The 14641-nt window shown below is 42.8% G+C and carries 16 protein-coding genes; 9 read left to right on the top strand and 7 right to left on the bottom strand.

The features are described from left to right. Positions 1 to 89 precede the first annotated feature (89 nt). Positions 90 to 998 carry a recombination-associated protein RdgC gene (gene rdgC / locus ACYFDN_RS02745; RefSeq protein ID WP_016401780.1) on the bottom strand — a complete coding sequence of 303 codons (909 nt, stop codon included), beginning with the start codon at positions 996 to 998 and terminating at the stop codon, positions 90 to 92. A 283-nt stretch (positions 999 to 1281) separates the two neighbouring features. Here rdgC and ACYFDN_RS02740 point away from each other — a divergent pair, with 283 nt between their 5' ends. Both ACYFDN_RS02740 and ACYFDN_RS02735 read left to right on the top strand, forming a co-directional pair. Beyond that, on the top strand, positions 1282 to 1608 hold the full coding sequence (locus tag ACYFDN_RS02740; RefSeq protein ID WP_152781418.1) for a hypothetical protein: 327 nt from the start codon (positions 1282 to 1284) through the stop codon (positions 1606 to 1608). Positions 1609 to 1876: 268 nt separating this feature from the next. Beyond that, the gene (locus ACYFDN_RS02735) at positions 1877 to 2857 is read left to right on the top strand and encodes a hypothetical protein (RefSeq protein WP_483509925.1); all 981 of its coding nucleotides are present in this window, start codon (positions 1877 to 1879) and stop codon (positions 2855 to 2857) included. Positions 2858 to 2936: 79 nt separating this feature from the next. Here the strand turns inward: ACYFDN_RS02735 and ACYFDN_RS02730 are convergent, their stop codons facing one another. Continuing rightward, positions 2937 to 3335 (bottom strand): winged helix-turn-helix transcriptional regulator, encoded by a 399-nt coding sequence (locus tag ACYFDN_RS02730; protein WP_483509924.1) that lies wholly within the window; start codon positions 3333 to 3335, stop codon positions 2937 to 2939. Positions 3336 to 3468: 133 nt separating this feature from the next. Between ACYFDN_RS02730 and ACYFDN_RS02725 the strand changes: the two genes are divergently transcribed. From ACYFDN_RS02725 to ACYFDN_RS02705, 5 genes are all read left to right on the top strand, one after another. Continuing rightward, positions 3469 to 4011 carry a nuclear transport factor 2 family protein gene (locus tag ACYFDN_RS02725; protein ID WP_483509923.1) on the top strand — a complete coding sequence of 181 codons (543 nt, stop codon included), beginning with the start codon at positions 3469 to 3471 and terminating at the stop codon, positions 4009 to 4011. A gap of 240 nt (positions 4012 to 4251) precedes the next feature. Beyond that, a complete protein-coding gene (locus ACYFDN_RS02720; protein ID WP_483509922.1) occupies positions 4252 to 5235 on the top strand; it encodes a permease in 984 nt (327 codons plus the stop codon). Between the two features lie 19 nt (positions 5236 to 5254). Then, positions 5255 to 5488 carry a thioredoxin family protein gene (locus ACYFDN_RS02715; protein ID WP_483509921.1) on the top strand — a complete coding sequence of 78 codons (234 nt, stop codon included), beginning with the start codon at positions 5255 to 5257 and terminating at the stop codon, positions 5486 to 5488. A gap of 64 nt (positions 5489 to 5552) precedes the next feature. Then, positions 5553 to 6071 carry a sigma-70 family RNA polymerase sigma factor gene (locus ACYFDN_RS02710; protein WP_483509920.1) on the top strand — a complete coding sequence of 173 codons (519 nt, stop codon included), beginning with the start codon at positions 5553 to 5555 and terminating at the stop codon, positions 6069 to 6071. A 347-nt stretch (positions 6072 to 6418) separates the two neighbouring features. Next, positions 6419 to 6910, top strand: coding sequence for a GNAT family N-acetyltransferase (locus ACYFDN_RS02705; RefSeq protein ID WP_152781406.1), 492 nt, complete (start codon positions 6419 to 6421; stop codon positions 6908 to 6910). Between the two features lie 17 nt (positions 6911 to 6927). On the opposite strand, the gene galU is transcribed toward ACYFDN_RS02705, so the two are convergent. After that, entirely contained in the window at positions 6928 to 7752 is an 825-nt protein-coding gene (gene galU / locus ACYFDN_RS02700; RefSeq protein ID WP_040307170.1) for a UTP--glucose-1-phosphate uridylyltransferase GalU, read from the bottom strand. A 420-nt stretch (positions 7753 to 8172) separates the two neighbouring features. On the opposite strand from galU, the gene ACYFDN_RS02695 reads away from it, so the two are divergent. Next, the gene (locus ACYFDN_RS02695) at positions 8173 to 9888 is read left to right on the top strand and encodes a sugar phosphorylase (RefSeq protein ID WP_483509919.1); all 1716 of its coding nucleotides are present in this window, start codon (positions 8173 to 8175) and stop codon (positions 9886 to 9888) included. Between the two features lie 107 nt (positions 9889 to 9995). Here the strand turns inward: ACYFDN_RS02695 and ACYFDN_RS02690 are convergent, their stop codons facing one another. Together ACYFDN_RS02690 and ACYFDN_RS02685 are read right to left on the bottom strand one after the other, a co-directional pair. Next, positions 9996 to 12119, bottom strand: coding sequence for a methyl-accepting chemotaxis protein (locus tag ACYFDN_RS02690; protein ID WP_483509918.1), 2124 nt, complete (start codon positions 12117 to 12119; stop codon positions 9996 to 9998). A 222-nt stretch (positions 12120 to 12341) separates the two neighbouring features. Continuing rightward, positions 12342 to 13124, bottom strand: a complete 783-nt coding sequence (locus tag ACYFDN_RS02685; RefSeq protein ID WP_483509917.1) for a hypothetical protein — start codon at positions 13122 to 13124, stop codon at positions 12342 to 12344. 118 nt (positions 13125 to 13242) lie between these two features. On the opposite strand from ACYFDN_RS02685, the gene ACYFDN_RS02680 reads away from it, so the two are divergent. Next, positions 13243 to 13644 (top strand): XRE family transcriptional regulator, encoded by a 402-nt coding sequence (locus ACYFDN_RS02680; protein WP_483509916.1) that lies wholly within the window; start codon positions 13243 to 13245, stop codon positions 13642 to 13644. A gap of 27 nt (positions 13645 to 13671) precedes the next feature. On the opposite strand, the gene ACYFDN_RS02675 is transcribed toward ACYFDN_RS02680, so the two are convergent. Continuing rightward, positions 13672 to 14382, bottom strand: a complete 711-nt coding sequence (locus ACYFDN_RS02675; RefSeq protein WP_483509915.1) for a flagellar brake protein — start codon at positions 14380 to 14382, stop codon at positions 13672 to 13674. A 39-nt stretch (positions 14383 to 14421) separates the two neighbouring features. Further along, positions 14422 to 14553 carry a hypothetical protein gene (locus ACYFDN_RS02670; protein ID WP_483509914.1) on the bottom strand — a complete coding sequence of 44 codons (132 nt, stop codon included), beginning with the start codon at positions 14551 to 14553 and terminating at the stop codon, positions 14422 to 14424. Between the last annotated feature and the right edge of the window lie 88 nt (positions 14554 to 14641).

Here is a 14641-nt window from a genome sequence, read left to right as displayed (position 1 = left end):
CAATGGTTTTGCTTAAAAAATCACCAACCTTTAGCAAGTATCTGAAACTATGTTAATGGTTGGTGAAATAGGTAAGTAACTGTGAGGACTTAGCTGGTTAATTCGCCGCCTAAGGCTGCGATTAAATCGGGGATCATCTTAGTGAGTTCGCCACTGGCTAGGGCAAAGTCAGCATCAAAGCGCGCTGCTACATCACTTTTATCAATGTCTTCATTTTGTTCGGTGATGGTATCGGTGAACTTAACCCCTTTAATGCTCATGTCTTCGCTAATTAAAAAGCGAATTGAGTCAGCCCAGGTAAGCTCTAGTTTGGTCACAAACTTATCGGCATCTAAGTGCACTTTAATTTCGTCGCTAAACAAATCTTGTTCTTTACAACGAATAATACCGCCACCTTCTAAGGCACTGCGTAGCTCGGCTTCTTCGCCTAACTCAAAGTTGGCTGGAATGGCTTTTTCGTTTAACCAGTCAGTCATGGTTACGTCAGCCTGATTGGCTAATTTAATGGGTGTAACAGGCAGGCTGCCTAAAGATTTACGTAATAAAGAAATCACTTCTTCAGCCTTTTTAGCGCTACCGGCATCAACCGCAATTAGGTTGTTATCTGGGCTTACCCAAGCGTAGGTTAGGCTGGTGCGTGAGAAAGCACGAGGTAGAAGAGTCATCACGATTTCTTCTTTAAGGGCATCTTTCTCGGCTTTCTTTAATGGGCGCTGTTGCTCTTGCTCGATAAGCTCAATTTTGTCGGCTAAGGTGTCGCGTATCACCGATGCTGGTAGCATCTTCTCTTCTTTTTTAGCACATACCAAGTATTCGTTACCAATCACATGCGTAAGGCTTTGACCAAATTTGCCCATGGGGGTCACCCAGCCAAATTTGCTTAAGTCTTGGCTTCCGCAAGGGGTAAAGCTTAGCTCGCCTAAAGTAGCGTCTAGCTTCTCTGGCTCGAGCTCTAGCTCTTTGGTAATGCGAAACAACATTAGATTTTTAAACCACATAACGGAATAGCTCTTTAAGAAATTTGGGGCGCTATTCTACCAAAACTGTTTGACTTGTCAGTGGGGATTTCGGTTTTTTTTGAGGGCTTTGATGCTAACCACATAGTTAAAGAATGATTGAGTGTGTTTGAGTTGAATGAAGTTCGCGAACAAATTTGTTATTTAATGAGCTTGCTGTGAAGCTATTAGCAAAATCGCAGTTAATGCTTAGCTTTTATGGGATGACGAAGCGTAAACTAAGGTTCAACAAGATTATTCAAGCCCCTTACTGTGAGAGAGTGAAATGATAAAAAAAGTTATGGTGGTTGCCTCACTATTATGGGCATCGCTAGCGCAGGCTGAGCTGGCTAATTTGCCCTCTCAAATGCGAATAGCTGGTGTAGAAGAAGTAAAGCAAGGTTTGCTGGTGGCGGTATTACCGGCCCCAAGTATTAATAGTTGCCCTGCAAGTCAAGGTGGTCTTTATCTATTGAGTGAACACCCTAAGTATAATGAGTATGCTGCATTGCTAGAACAGTTAGCGGGTAGTGATGATAAGGTGAAAATAAAAGCACAAACTCGCCAATATGAAAGCTTTTGCGATATCACTTCAATAACCGTCTTACCTTAAGTTGTAATCGCAAACTTATTCGCTGGTTGCTTTTTTAAAGCAAGTTTTCCATGTCGATACCTTGTGAATAGGCGAGGTATCGACTGTATCCAATCTATTTGAGGCTTTGGTTCTACACCAACAAACAAGCTGTTACTTTGGATTGTATTAATAATCTATTAATTAAGTTGTTTCTCTGTTCTGATTCTACCTTTAGTTTTTATCCCTTTGTGTAGTATTCACTTCGCGGCTAAGCTTATGAATACAATGCACTACCGTGGCAGGAAACATGAACAATAGAGCTCAACGAAATACAAGGTTTTCATCTGCAACTCTACTCACCACCATGCTTTTCATACCATCCTTCGCCATTGCTAAAGACACTAGCAATTACAGAGGCTCGGGTAGCATTACTCAAGGCTTTGCAAAAACCGTAGAAGCTAATATTTTTGAGTGCAAAAACGGTCGGAGTCGAGTTGCTGGTATAGGTGAAGTGACTGATTCGACCGGTAAATCGTGGACGGTCCCGGCGAGCAATAACTATGCTACTGCCGCTAAGGCTGTCGACCTTTATGAAGAGTGTGCCAACATTACTCCTAAAAGCATCGCTGAAGTAGATCAAGACTCTGTTCCAGTGGTAGTGGTTGATCTAGAAGGAGAAGAAGTAACCGGGTATATCTTTGCTGATAACTACTTTGAACTCTATATTAACGGCACGCTGATCGCCGTTGATACAGTGCCTTTCACACCATTTAACTCCAGTATCGTGAAATTTAAGGTCAGTAAACCCTACACCATTGCCGTTAAAGTGATTGATTGGGAAGAGAACCTAGGGCTAGGCTCCGAGAATAATCGAGGTAAAGCGTTCCACCCTGGCGATGGTGGCTTTATTGCTAGCTTTAGCGACGGAACTGTCACCAGTGCAGACTGGCAAGCTCAAACTTATTACACATCGCCAATATATGATCTTAGCTGCTTAAATGAAGTTGCAGGCAAGCGATTGTCTGACAGCTGCACAACGCAAGGCACTGATGATGGGCAAGATGCTTTTGCTGTGCATTGGGAAACGCCAAGCAACTGGATGGCTAAAGAGTTTGACGCGAGTGCGTGGCCAAAGGCGAGCTTGTATTCAGAAGATGAAATTGGGGTAAACAACAAAAAAGCGTATATGAACTTTATCGACAAGTTCAGTGGCGCGGGAGCGAGCTTTATTTGGTCAACAAACGTGGTTCTCGATAATCAAGTGTTATTGAGATACCAAGTTAACTAGCCCTTATTCATTAGTATGGCTTAAGTTAGCCAGCGTGTTTAGCGCTGGCCGGTTTAGCGGCTAACAGTGGTTTGAAACACTATCGGTTTTCATCATATTCTTTTCTGGCGCGATTAATCTCGTCTTGATGCTTGTCAGCCCAAGATACCAATTTGTATAAGGGCTTAACCAGATCCTTACCCATTGTTGTAAGCGCATATTCAACTCTTACTGGTACTTCAGGGTATACCGTTCTATTCACGTAACCTTCTCGCTCTAGATCTCGCAGAGTTTGGGTTAACATTCGTTGAGAAATACCTTCTACTCTTGATTTAAGCGCATTGAATCGATCAGCTCCATCTACTAGGGCAAAGAGAATAAGCAGAGACCATTTATCACCGATTTGTGCCACAACATTACGCACCGGGCAGCTCGCATCGTTGTAAAAAATGCGTCTTGTTGATTTTGCTTTTTCTACCACTTTAATCACTCCTTCCATTTACACAACCTAGGTACTGGTTACCAAAAACTGCCTAACTAAGCATTTAGTGCCTTCTTGTTTTATAGGTTACTAATAATTACCATGGTTATCAATGTATACTTATTTAGCGCAACAACTATTGGAGTCAACCATGTTTAAAGTACTTAGTTCGTTTATTCTTTTGTTCGTGAGCACAATGGCACTTGCCCAGTCAAAAGACACTTTGATCATTGATTTACCTTCACTTAAGAAAGCCAGTTGGACAGAACAAGAGTTAGCCAATGCAGAGTTAATAAGCGACTTTGTGCAAAACCTTATGAATAACCATAATTTTGACTACGTTATGCAGCACTACAACGATAGTGCCTATGTGCAGCACAACAGAAACTTACCTGACAAAGTAACCGGCCTGGTCAGTTTCCTAGAAGAGTTTGTCGAAGATTACCCAGACTACACATACGATGTTAAACATATTTACGTTGATGGTGATTATGTGATTTTTCACTCTCATGCCACCTTAGAGAAGGAAGGCAGGGGAAACGACCAAAAAGGGATGAATATCATCGATACTTGGCGTATTGAAGAGGACCGAATCGTTGAACATTGGGATTCAATTCAAGCTCTAGATTTTTCTATGCGGGTATATTCCCTTATTAGCGGCGGTGATATCGCCAATTCAAATGGTGTTTTTTAATTGGATATTATAGGTAAAGAGAGCTTTATTCTTTGTCGTTAGCGGCCAACTGTATTTGGCCGCTATATCCCGGTAAACCGATAGATATAATCTAAATACAAGCCCAGTTGCTTGCCCGTTTGAAATATAAGGTTTCCCACCCTCGGGGCTTTACAGCTCTTTCTTAACAATAATAAGTATCCTTTTGCTGACTCACTCGTGTCGTTAATAGAGGTACTTTATTTTTGTTAGGGGAGAGCAATGTTTGAAGTTTTCACACGATTGGCGGATTGCTTAGTATTTTCATTTATGGGCTTGGAACCTGATTCTTCGCTAGCTATCGGTCTGCATTTCTTCATTGAAGACACCACAAAAATTTTGAGCCTACTAGTGGTGTTAATTTATTTCATCTCCTTTATCCGCGCTGGACTGAGTACCGAGAAAGTTCGAGATTACCTACAGGGCAAAAATCGGGGAGTTGGTTACGTTCTCGGAGCCATGTTTGGCGCTATTACACCTTTTTGTTCTTGTAGTTCTATTCCGCTTTTTATGGGATTTGTGTCTGCGCGAATTCCTATTGGCATCACCGTAGCTTTTTTGATCACTTCTCCTTTAATCAATGAGGTTGTAGTCATCATGCTAGGAAGCATTCTTGGGCTCAGATTTACGGTTATGTATATCGTTATAGGATTAAGTTTGGGTGTTTTGGCTGGCCTATTGTTAGACATATTGAAAGCCCATCGTTGGCTTCAGCCGTTTCTGGCTAAAGCTTATTTACAAGATGAAAGCGGTTGTTCAGCTAATACCCAAAATAGCTATGTTGCATTGAGCTATCAGCAGCGTCATCAATATGCAGTGAATGAAACAAGCACAATTGTAAAACGCATTTGGAAGTGGGTAATTGTAGGTGTGGGCATTGGCGCATTTATTCACGGCTTTGTACCCGCTCAGTGGTTTGAGCAAAACCTGTCTAATGGGCAGTGGTGGACAGTGCCGTTGGCAACACTCAGTGCAATTCCTATTTATACCAATGCTTCTGGAGTAGTGCCCATAATGGCCTCGTTGATAGACAAAGGTATGCCATTAGGAACGACTTTGGCATTTTGCATGGGGGCTGTCGCGGTGAGTTTGCCTGAATACATGATGCTCAAACAAGTGATGCAATACCGCTTACTGGCTTGGATAACCGGCTATCTATTTGTTGCTATCTCAATAGTAGGATGGCTATTCAATGCATATTACTAACAACAAAATGGTGAAATAAATGAAGACAGTTCAAGTGTATGGTTCAGGTTGTAAAAATTGTGTAGTTACTGCGGAACGAATTACTCAAGTTGCTCAAGAGTTTGGCTTACGAATAGAGGTTGAGAAGGTGACGGGACTTGAAGATATCATGAAGGCAGGAGTAATGACTACTCCGGCGGTGGCAGTGGATGGTATTATCCAACACGCAGGCTCTGTTCCTACAATTGAGCAGGTTCAACAGATGCTGGGCTAGTACTCAGCTCTAAAGAACTTTGCTTTAAGCGTTTGCTTGCGTAATTTTCCTCTAAGGTTTGATAATGAAATGCTTAATGAAAGCGTGGCAACAATCTGAATCTCTGCTTTATAACTGGTTGTTAAAGCAGACACAAAGTCAGCATGAAACAGAAGATATAATGCAAGAGGTTTTTCTTAAAGCAATGCGTAATAGTGAGCGCTTTTGCTCACTAAAAGATGGCAAATCTTGGCTGTTTAAAATGACCAAAAATCAGTTTATCGATCATTGGCGCCGCAAGATTGAAATTGAAGACATTGATGACTTAGAAACGGTAGATAAGATCTTGCCGGTAATGGAACAGCTGCAAAGCTGCTTGCCTCGAGTTTTACCTAAACTCTCCAGTCATCATCGGCATGTTATTGAGTTCTGCGATTTAAATGGCATGACGCAAGCACAATACTCCAAAGAGAATGGCTTGAGTTTAGCGGCAACCAAAGCGCGCCTCCGTAGAGCACGTGTCGAGCTAAAACAGATCTTAGTGACCGAGTGCCAAGTCTCGCAAAGTGCAACAGGTGTGTGCAGTTTTAAACGAGCGCAATAACTCCGAGTTGCTGATTTTTGGCTCTCATTATTCATCGAAGTCGATACCAGAAAATCTCGGTTCTTAAACAAAAACATTTAAGGTTTAATGGTTGGCTTTTTAATAAGCGATTGATATTTATTGATTATCATCCTAGTTGAACAGAGATTCTACGAATGTTGTTTCGCTAGAGCTTTAGTCTGCTGTAATTGTCTTGCTAAGAATTTTTGATTAGTTAATGCGCCATTTTTGTTAGTAGGCTGTGATCTTCATCGTTTTCAAGCGTACAAAATTCGATCTAATTCACACCGAGATCTTTTGTTAGTTACCATACTGTTGGTCTGGATGAACAGTAATGGTTTTACTCATTGAACTCTTTTACTAATGCTGCAGGTTTAACCCTGCGAAAAGCAGAGCAGAACGATTACGAAGATATAGGCGAGATTTGGCTGTCTGCCAGTTTACGTGCCCACGATTTTTTACCTAGTAAGTATTGGTGGGAGCGCCAAGATGCATTGCAGCGCTTGTATCAATATAAAGCGGAAGTGTGGGTGGCTGAAGTAGAAGGCCAAGTATGTGGATTTTTAGCCTTGGTAGAAAGCAAACTTATTGCTCTGTTTGTTGCGCCGTGCTGGCAGCGCAGGGGAATTGGTTCGCAGTTATTAGAGTTGGCCAAGAGCTTACGTTCACGATTAGAGTTACATTTGTTTGCCGATAATGCCGAAGCCTTTAGCTTTTATTTAAGGCATCGTTTCGAAGTATTGTGGAAGCGGCCAGAGCGTTACACCGGTTACCCCTTAGTACATATGGGTTTTAACCCGCAGCCGATGTTTGTAGAAAATACTGCGCCAGTCGCTTAACTGACGCAGTGAGTCACTTACTTGCCGTATAGGTTCTCGAAGCAGTAGTTGGTAGCTTCAACAAAACCTTCAACACTACCGCAGTCAAATCGCTTACCTTTAAATTTGTAGGCCATTACGCAGCCGTTTTGGGCCTGGGTAAGGAGTGCGTCGGTAAGTTGAATTTCGCCATTTTTACCCGGCTTGGTATCGCGAATAAGGCTGAAAATATCTGGCGTTAAGATGTAACGGCCAATTACAGCAAGGTTTGATGGTTCTTCACCTTTGGCTGGCTTTTCTACCATTGAGGTTACGCGGAATAAGTCATCACGCAGCGCTTCGCCTTCAATAACCCCGTATTTGTGCGCTTCTTCTCGCGGTACTTCCATCACTGCAATAATCGAGCAGCGGAATTGCTCGTAAAGCTTGGTCATTTGCGCTAGTACGCCGCCATCATCACCAAAACACAAGTCATCGGCTAGCACAACGCCGAAGGGTTCTTGGCCAATTAAGGTTTCACCACACAATACTGCATGGCCAAGGCCCATCATTTTCTTCTGGCGAGTAAAGGTACAGTCAACGTGATCGACCAAGTGACGAATTTCTTTTAAGTATTCTTCTTTGCTGGTGCCAGCAATTTCGTTTTCCAGTTCATAACTAATATCAAAGTGGTCGGCAATTGCGCGTTTACCCCGGCCAGTAATAAAGGCCATGTCGCTCATGTCTGCAGCTACCGCTTCTTCTACACCGTATTGAACCAAAGGCTTGTTTACTATGGGCAACATTTCTTTAGGCATAGACTTGGTAGCGGGTAAAAAGCGGGTGCCATAGCCTGCAACGGGAAATAAACATTTCTTAATCATGGTCATTGGAACTCCTTGTAACCGTACAATCTTGTTGAATGTTGGTTGGTTAGTATCTGTAATTACTAGAGCAAGAGCGATGCCGTGAATAGATGCAAATTAGCTAAATTATTGTTTTGTTTATAAATAATCGGTTTATTTTTGATTTAACTAAGTTTGAGCATGATTGGCTCTGCACCTTGGTGGTGCAAATCAAGAGGGCCAAGCTAAATGCTGCGTTAAAATGGCACAATGCTATTGCGCTATTTGGGTTGTCTATTCCTAGCTAAAAAAAGTAGGAGGTATTTATTTCACAATTTATTCATATAAAACAGTTGCTTAATTTTAAATGTGCTCGAGCGACCCAGTTAGCTAGCCTTGGCATAGTTATTGGAAATACTTTATTAATAGAACGCTAAGCAAGCCATGGTGGGAGCCTTTATGGAAGAACTCGAGTTATTACTTAAGCAAGTATATGGAACATCCTTAGACCCCAATTTAAGCCAAGACATCATCCAAAAGATTGAACAAAGCAAAGCCGGCTTTCCTCGCTATCAAGCTTGGTCTGAACAAGACGTGATATTAATTACCTACGGAGACAGCGTATTAAGCAATGAGTTAATGCCTATACAAAGTTTGCATCAGTTTTTACGCGAGTACTTATCGGGCTTAGTGAGTTCGGTGCATATTCTACCTTTTTTCCCCTTTAGCTCTGATGATGGTTTTTCGGTGATCGACTACTATCAAGTTAACTACAGCCTTGGTGATTGGACCGATGTAGCCAAGCTAAATCAAGATTTTGAGTTGATGTTTGATTTAGTAATGAACCACTGCTCACGCCAAAGTTTATGGTTTAATGATTTTGTAAATGGCTCGGGAGAGGGGCAGGACTACTTTGTTGAATCCGATCCAACGCTTGATTACAGCGCTGTAACCCGCCCACGAACTAGCCCGCTAATTGTTGATGTTTATACCCGCCAAGGCTTAAAACATGTTTGGGCCACCTTTAGTGATGATCAAATAGATTTAAATTTTGCTAACCCTAAAGTGCTGTTAGCCTTTGTGGATATTTTCTTGTTCTATCTAAAGCATGGTGCCCGTTTTATTCGTTTAGATGCCGTGGCTTTTGTATGGAAGATTCTCGGCACTAACTGTATTCACCTGCCACAAACCCACGCCATTGTTAAATTGCTGCGCTGGGTGATGGAGCAGCTGGACCCCAATATGGTGTTAATCACCGAAACGAACGTGCCTCACCAAGAAAACATTAGCTATTTTGGTGAAGGTGACGAAGCCCACATGGTCTACCAGTTTGCGCTACCTCCTTTGTTGTTGCACGCTCTAAACCGTGGCAACGGCCATTACCTAACTGCGTGGGCGAGGGATCTAGTGGCTTTGCCAAAAGGCTGTAACTACTTCAACTTTGTTGCGTCGCACGATGGTATAGGGGTGAGGGCGGTTGAACAGATTATTCCCAAACACGAAATTGCAGACTTAGCTGAGTCGGTACACAATTTTGGTGGCTTTGTAAGCATGAAGTCTAACGGAGACGGTACACAAAACCCTTACGAGCTAAACATCTCCTTATTTGACGCTTTACAAGGAACACGTACCGGGTCTGATCAATGGCAAGTCGAGCGCTTTTTATGTAGCCAAAAACTGCTATTGAGCTTGCAAGGCATTCCCGGCATCTACATTCATAGCTTAACCGCCACTGAAAATGACCAATCGTTGGTTGAGCAAACGGGCCGCACTCGTTCAATCAACCGTCATCGCTGGGATCGTCAAGATTTTGAGAAGCTATTGGCACAAGAGCATAGCTCGCAAGCTCTGGTTTTTCAGCGCTACCGTGATTTACTGGCCTTACGCAAAACCATTGCTGCTTTTCATCCTGAAGCGGCCCAGCGGGTTTATGACTGTGGTGACGCCCTGTTTGTATTACAGCGAGGCGATGCCCCAAGAACTGCAGACGACGGCGCCAAGCGCAATGGCTTGTTGGCCGTGTTTAATTTGACCAAATACCCACAACAAGTAGAGCACTACGCGCAGCTACCACAGGCTTATCAAGCTGAATGTGAAGACTTACTCAGTGATGAAAAAGTGATACTGGCTGATTATAAGCTCAAGCCTTATCAGGTGCTGTGGTTAGTGCCATAAGCGTACTATGCATTAGCAGTTTGCTTCGGTAGCTTTGTGAATGGCTAAACCAAGAAAGTAAAAACCAGCGCCAAGCGCTGGTTTTTTAGTTTAGGGATGATGGTTGCTTATGCGGCTTTGGTTACTTCAAAGCGCTCAACCAGTTGATGCAGGCGAATAATTGAGTTTTTCACTAGCGTGGTTCGGCGAGTTAGTTGTTGTGATGATAGCTCTAAGGAAGAGGTCGTCACTTGAGCCTGCTCGGCAGTTTCGCTATGACGTTCACTGTTGCCAGCAATCATATTAATGGTGGTGAACATACTTTCGACCGCTTGTTGTAGTTCGTCGCTACGGCTGCCAGAGTCTAGCAAGGCAGAGCTTTGGTCTACATTTTTAACGCCTTGCTCCATGTAATCGACAGCCGTTTCGGTTTTAACACGCAGTTTACCCATGGTGTTGCCAATGTGCTTGGCAGCGTCTGAGGTTCGTGTGGCAAGATTTCTCACTTCGTCGGCCACGACCGAAAAGCCACGACCATGTTCACCGGCGCGTGCTGCTTCAATGGCGGCATTTAGCGCCAGTAAGTTGGTTTGCTCGGTGATTTCGGTAATTAGCTTCACAATGTCTTCGATTTGCTTCATTTCATCGTTAACTTGGTTAACGCTTTTGGCTGAAGCCTCAACAATGCGTTTGATTTCTTGAGTATTTTCTACGGCATGCTGGTATTCGGTTTCGGCGTTTTCAACCATGTCGGTCATTACTTGCTGTAGGTTCTCGGCTGACTGAGTGGCTTTAACAATGTCGGTTTGCTGGTGTTGCGCTAAGTTAAGCAGCGAATCGATGGAATTAGAGGTTTGTTGAGTACAATTATCAACCACTCCACAGCGACGCAGCATAGAGCTGCTTACTTGTTTAACCTCGTTAGAGGCGTAAATAATACCGCCGACTACGCCTTCAAGGTTATCAATAAAGCTGTTAATCCAACGGCCTAAATCACCGGTTTCGTCGGGCTTAAACTTACTCGCATCTAAGCGACGTTTTAAGTCGCCATCACCTTCGGCAATGGTTTGAATCACCCCACTCATGTTTTCTAAACGTCTAGCCAATGGCTTAGCGACGATTTGTTTAAAACCAAAGAAGCTTAGGGCTGAAAATAACACCAGTAGCCCAGCTAGTTGATTAATGCTAAGGGCGAATTGTTGAGCAATTAATAGAGGAGGTACAAGGCTAAACAGTGAGCTTATTAAGTATTTGTTGCTTAACTTATGGCTTAGTGAACGATGGCGATATACTTCTTCAAGGTCGGCTTCACACATCATTCCCCAACGATCAAGCGAACCGCGTAGCTGAAAGGTAATGCCTTTACCAATGACCGGAATGTGTCGGTAATCCGAATAACCGGGGTAATCGATAAACAGGTTACTGCCATTTTTGATGGTTTCTCTCACGCCTGGGTGTAGCTCATTAGTGGCTGGATCAGTAAATCTAATTTCAAACTCGGTATGTTTGGCTACTTTTACTGTGCCCCAATCGGTGCTCACACCAGATTTTAAGTTTTCCCCATGAGAAAAGGTATTGTCTTCAAAGCGTGAACGAGACAATGCGGTACCTGGCTTAATGCTCGGGTCAAAATTGGCATCCACCATGAAGATGTAATTGTCACCCGACTCACTATATATATGGCCTGCTTCACGCTGAATTAAGTCACCTAATACGTCGTTAGGCACTCGGCCACACAAGCAGCCCACCACGTCACCGTTAACCTCCAAAGGCTGGTAGAACATTAAGGTAACTTGGTCATGAAATTTTGAGCTAGACGGACCAGGGGCTAGGGTGCGGGGATCTTGATAAGGGCCGTGCAAAAATTGCTGGCTAAGGCCTTGCTCTAGGGCTTGTTTGCTGGCGGCTATTTGTCCGGTATGTGGCTTATAGCTACTAGCGCTAACCTTGCCTTGAGAATCAACAATAAATAGTTCAGAGAAGTCACTATTGCGGCTTAGCAACTGAGACAGAACTTCCGGTTGTTGTTCTAAGGGTTTGGTGGCGAGATAAAACATAGCATCTTGAAGAAAGTCCCATTGGGTATTGGCCCAGCCTTGTAATAGTTTTACTCGTGTGTTCGAGATGCTTTCAAAGGTTTGTTTTAGTTGTGGCTTTCGTTTTCGGTTTAACCAGCTCGCTTTACGCATAGCTAGCTTTCCGCTGTTACCAAAAATAGGTAACCAGTGTTTTTCTTGTTGTGTTAATTGCATAGAGTCTAAGTCCATTTATATTATTTTTTGCCTTTTTTAAGCAAAATTAATGCCTTGCATTAAAATGGGGCTTATTTTTGATGCTTTTGTTTATTTGTTGTTCGCTTTGGTTGTTTTGTGTACTTACTTTGTGGTCTTTAGTGGTGCCCATGTCTCAATGTGGTGCGTCCTTGCCTTGTTAAAGCGCGTTTTTATGGCTTGGCCTTATGAAGAAATGAGCGACTAATAGCTATAAATACCAGATTCGAAACCTGTATCTTGGCAATTTGGGCTACTCAGCAAAATAAGTGCTAGATGATCTATTAAGAACTTTTGAACACAATGGTTATTGGGAGCAGGGAGGCTTAGGAAACCATTGGCTGATAATTCGGCTTTTTCACCTTCTATATTGCTAACAAATGTTTGGCTTAACTCTAGGCTTTCACCCGAAATGTGAAACAGCATTTGTGGTGAGTCAGAGAACATTTGAGTGCTAGTTTTAGGACTCGGTGAAATTGCTTTTTGGTAGAATCTTGCATCTCCGCAAGAACTTGAAAATAGTAAGTTGCTGTCTACTTGGCTAAAGCTATAGTGATGATCTGATAAGCTGCCGTTATAAGCTAGCATGCAGGATTTGTTTTCTAGGTAAGCTGTTTCAAGACTCACCACTCGTTGTACTAACGCTCGTTGTTCAAGTTCACGGTCTTGGGAGTAGTCATCCCAAAACAACACTCTGCCATTTTGGTCGATGGTGGCTACATGGTCATTCGCTTGGTCACGATAGATTCCAGCAGTGGTTAACGTGGCTCCCTTTGGTGGAGCGGGTATGTGGCCGTTATTGCCGTTTCTATCGCAGTTGCTGCTGCATTTACTGCGCAAATCTACGCCTCCTTTAGGTTCACAGGCGCTAAGCAATAGTAATGCACTTACTGCAAATAGTAGTTTAATGATTAATGAAGCTTTTAGTTCTGGATGAAAAGCGAATAAATAACCTTGTTTGAATCCACACTTTATTGGCCAACTCATTTTGTTATCCTCATAATTGATAGCATTACTGCGCTTTGGTTTTGTAGCTTGGTGTTAGCTTAACAAAGGCGTTTTCTATATATTGGAAGGCTGAGAGAACTAAATTACGGATTTTGGAATGCCAGATTTAGACTGCGAAGGGTATGAGTTTTTTGGGCTTAAGGATCCGCAAATACGTGGGATGCAAATAGAGCGTATAGAGTTTTTAATGGCTAACTTAGCTTGGTCTAAAAAAACCTTAGCAGATAAAGCGAATTTACCTACCAGCTCGGTTTACGCAAAATTAGATCGCGAAGGCACCAGCCAGCTAACCATGTTAGACATGTGTGCTATTGCAAAAGCCATGGATATTAGCGTGGTGCAACTACTGCCGCTTACTGCGGCAGAGAGAGAGGCTGGAGTTAAGCCTCCGGCAAAAGCTTCTATGTTAAAAATGTGGGATGCTCTATTGTCGAGAAATGCAGAGCAATTAGAAGTTATCTATCAAATAGATAAATTGCTTCACGACAAAAAAGGCTAAGTTAGCAGAACTGTTCGATGCTGCTTTTTAGGCCGCCAAACTAGGGTGGTTAAACATATTAAGCTTGTTGAATACTGCTTTGAGCTGTTTGTTGGCATCAAATTGAATGCCCACTCTCAATTTGTCGCTGGTTTGCTGCTGGCTTTTAATGGTGCCGTTTAACACTATTGGCTTTTCTGGGTTGAGTGGGAAACGTAAGATTATTTGTACAAACACCATACTTAAGCTTTGAGATGGCGCTGCTAATTCTATGCGACAGCCACCCTCCGACAAATCTAGTACTACGCCTTCCAGCATATTGCTGGATGCTTCCTCAGCCGAAACGCTAGCTGCTTGCTGCTCACTAATTACTACTGGTAGGTGAGTATTAATACGGCTTTTATGTCGAAGCTGAATAAACTCGATCTGCTCTGGGTATTCAACAAATAGCATAATTTGTGGCTTTTTGTTTATGGTGATGAGCTTGGTTTTAAAGGCCACACACAGGCCTGCATCACCCTCAACGATCATTCTTATCACACAGCTTTTACCTTCAAACATATGGTCTTGTTGCTGGGCATATATGTGTTGAGGCAAAGAAAAGGCAAAGTAAGCGCCTTCTTGATAACCCACCAATTTGGCTTTAATTCGTTGTTGCTTGTTTGCCGACAATTGAATGTCGACCATTGCGCCAGGGCTTAACTTAGTTAGGGTATTTACAATGGTTGTTCTATCAGTGGTGATTTGATGTTTACTCAAGTTGCTAACCCTCTTGTTATTGCCCTGCGGCGTTATACTTTACTGGTCAAATTGCGAGCATTGGCTACTGCGCGAGTCTAATAATTCTTCAGCCATAATCTCAAAATCTAGCGCTAATACGGTGGCTAAAAAAACGATCATTGCAGCCATTCGTTTACGAATCATATTCATTACTTCCGTTGTGCTTATCTGTAGCGATTGTAAGAAGGGATAGGATGTTAAATTGACTTTTTACGAATGCGGGGCAATAAAAAAGCTT

The organism is Agarivorans sp. D1326 (genome assembly GCF_056958115.1).
Note: the sequence above shows the minus strand (reverse complement) of the source record. Positions and strands in the feature narration are given on the sequence as shown.

Coding starts and splice junctions, on each gene's coding strand:
- ACYFDN_RS02720 (WP_483509922.1), top strand. CDS start 4,252: ATGTTTGAAGTTTTCACACGATTGGCGGATTGCTTAGTATTTTCATTT.
- galU (WP_040307170.1), bottom strand. CDS start 7,752: ATGATTAAGAAATGTTTATTTCCCGTTGCAGGCTATGGCACCCGCTTT.
- ACYFDN_RS02735 (WP_483509925.1), top strand. CDS start 1,877: ATGAACAATAGAGCTCAACGAAATACAAGGTTTTCATCTGCAACTCTA.
- ACYFDN_RS02670 (WP_483509914.1), bottom strand. CDS start 14,553: ATGAATATGATTCGTAAACGAATGGCTGCAATGATCGTTTTTTTAGCC.
- ACYFDN_RS02730 (WP_483509924.1), bottom strand. CDS start 3,335: ATGGAAGGAGTGATTAAAGTGGTAGAAAAAGCAAAATCAACAAGACGC.
- ACYFDN_RS02680 (WP_483509916.1), top strand. CDS start 13,243: ATGCCAGATTTAGACTGCGAAGGGTATGAGTTTTTTGGGCTTAAGGAT.
- ACYFDN_RS02725 (WP_483509923.1), top strand. CDS start 3,469: ATGTTTAAAGTACTTAGTTCGTTTATTCTTTTGTTCGTGAGCACAATG.
- ACYFDN_RS02695 (WP_483509919.1), top strand. CDS start 8,173: ATGGAAGAACTCGAGTTATTACTTAAGCAAGTATATGGAACATCCTTA.
- ACYFDN_RS02740 (WP_152781418.1), top strand. CDS start 1,282: ATGATAAAAAAAGTTATGGTGGTTGCCTCACTATTATGGGCATCGCTA.
- ACYFDN_RS02715 (WP_483509921.1), top strand. CDS start 5,255: ATGAAGACAGTTCAAGTGTATGGTTCAGGTTGTAAAAATTGTGTAGTT.
- rdgC (WP_016401780.1), bottom strand. CDS start 998: ATGTGGTTTAAAAATCTAATGTTGTTTCGCATTACCAAAGAGCTAGAG.
- ACYFDN_RS02690 (WP_483509918.1), bottom strand. CDS start 12,119: ATGCAATTAACACAACAAGAAAAACACTGGTTACCTATTTTTGGTAAC.
- ACYFDN_RS02710 (WP_483509920.1), top strand. CDS start 5,553: ATGAAATGCTTAATGAAAGCGTGGCAACAATCTGAATCTCTGCTTTAT.
- ACYFDN_RS02685 (WP_483509917.1), bottom strand. CDS start 13,124: ATGAGTTGGCCAATAAAGTGTGGATTCAAACAAGGTTATTTATTCGCT.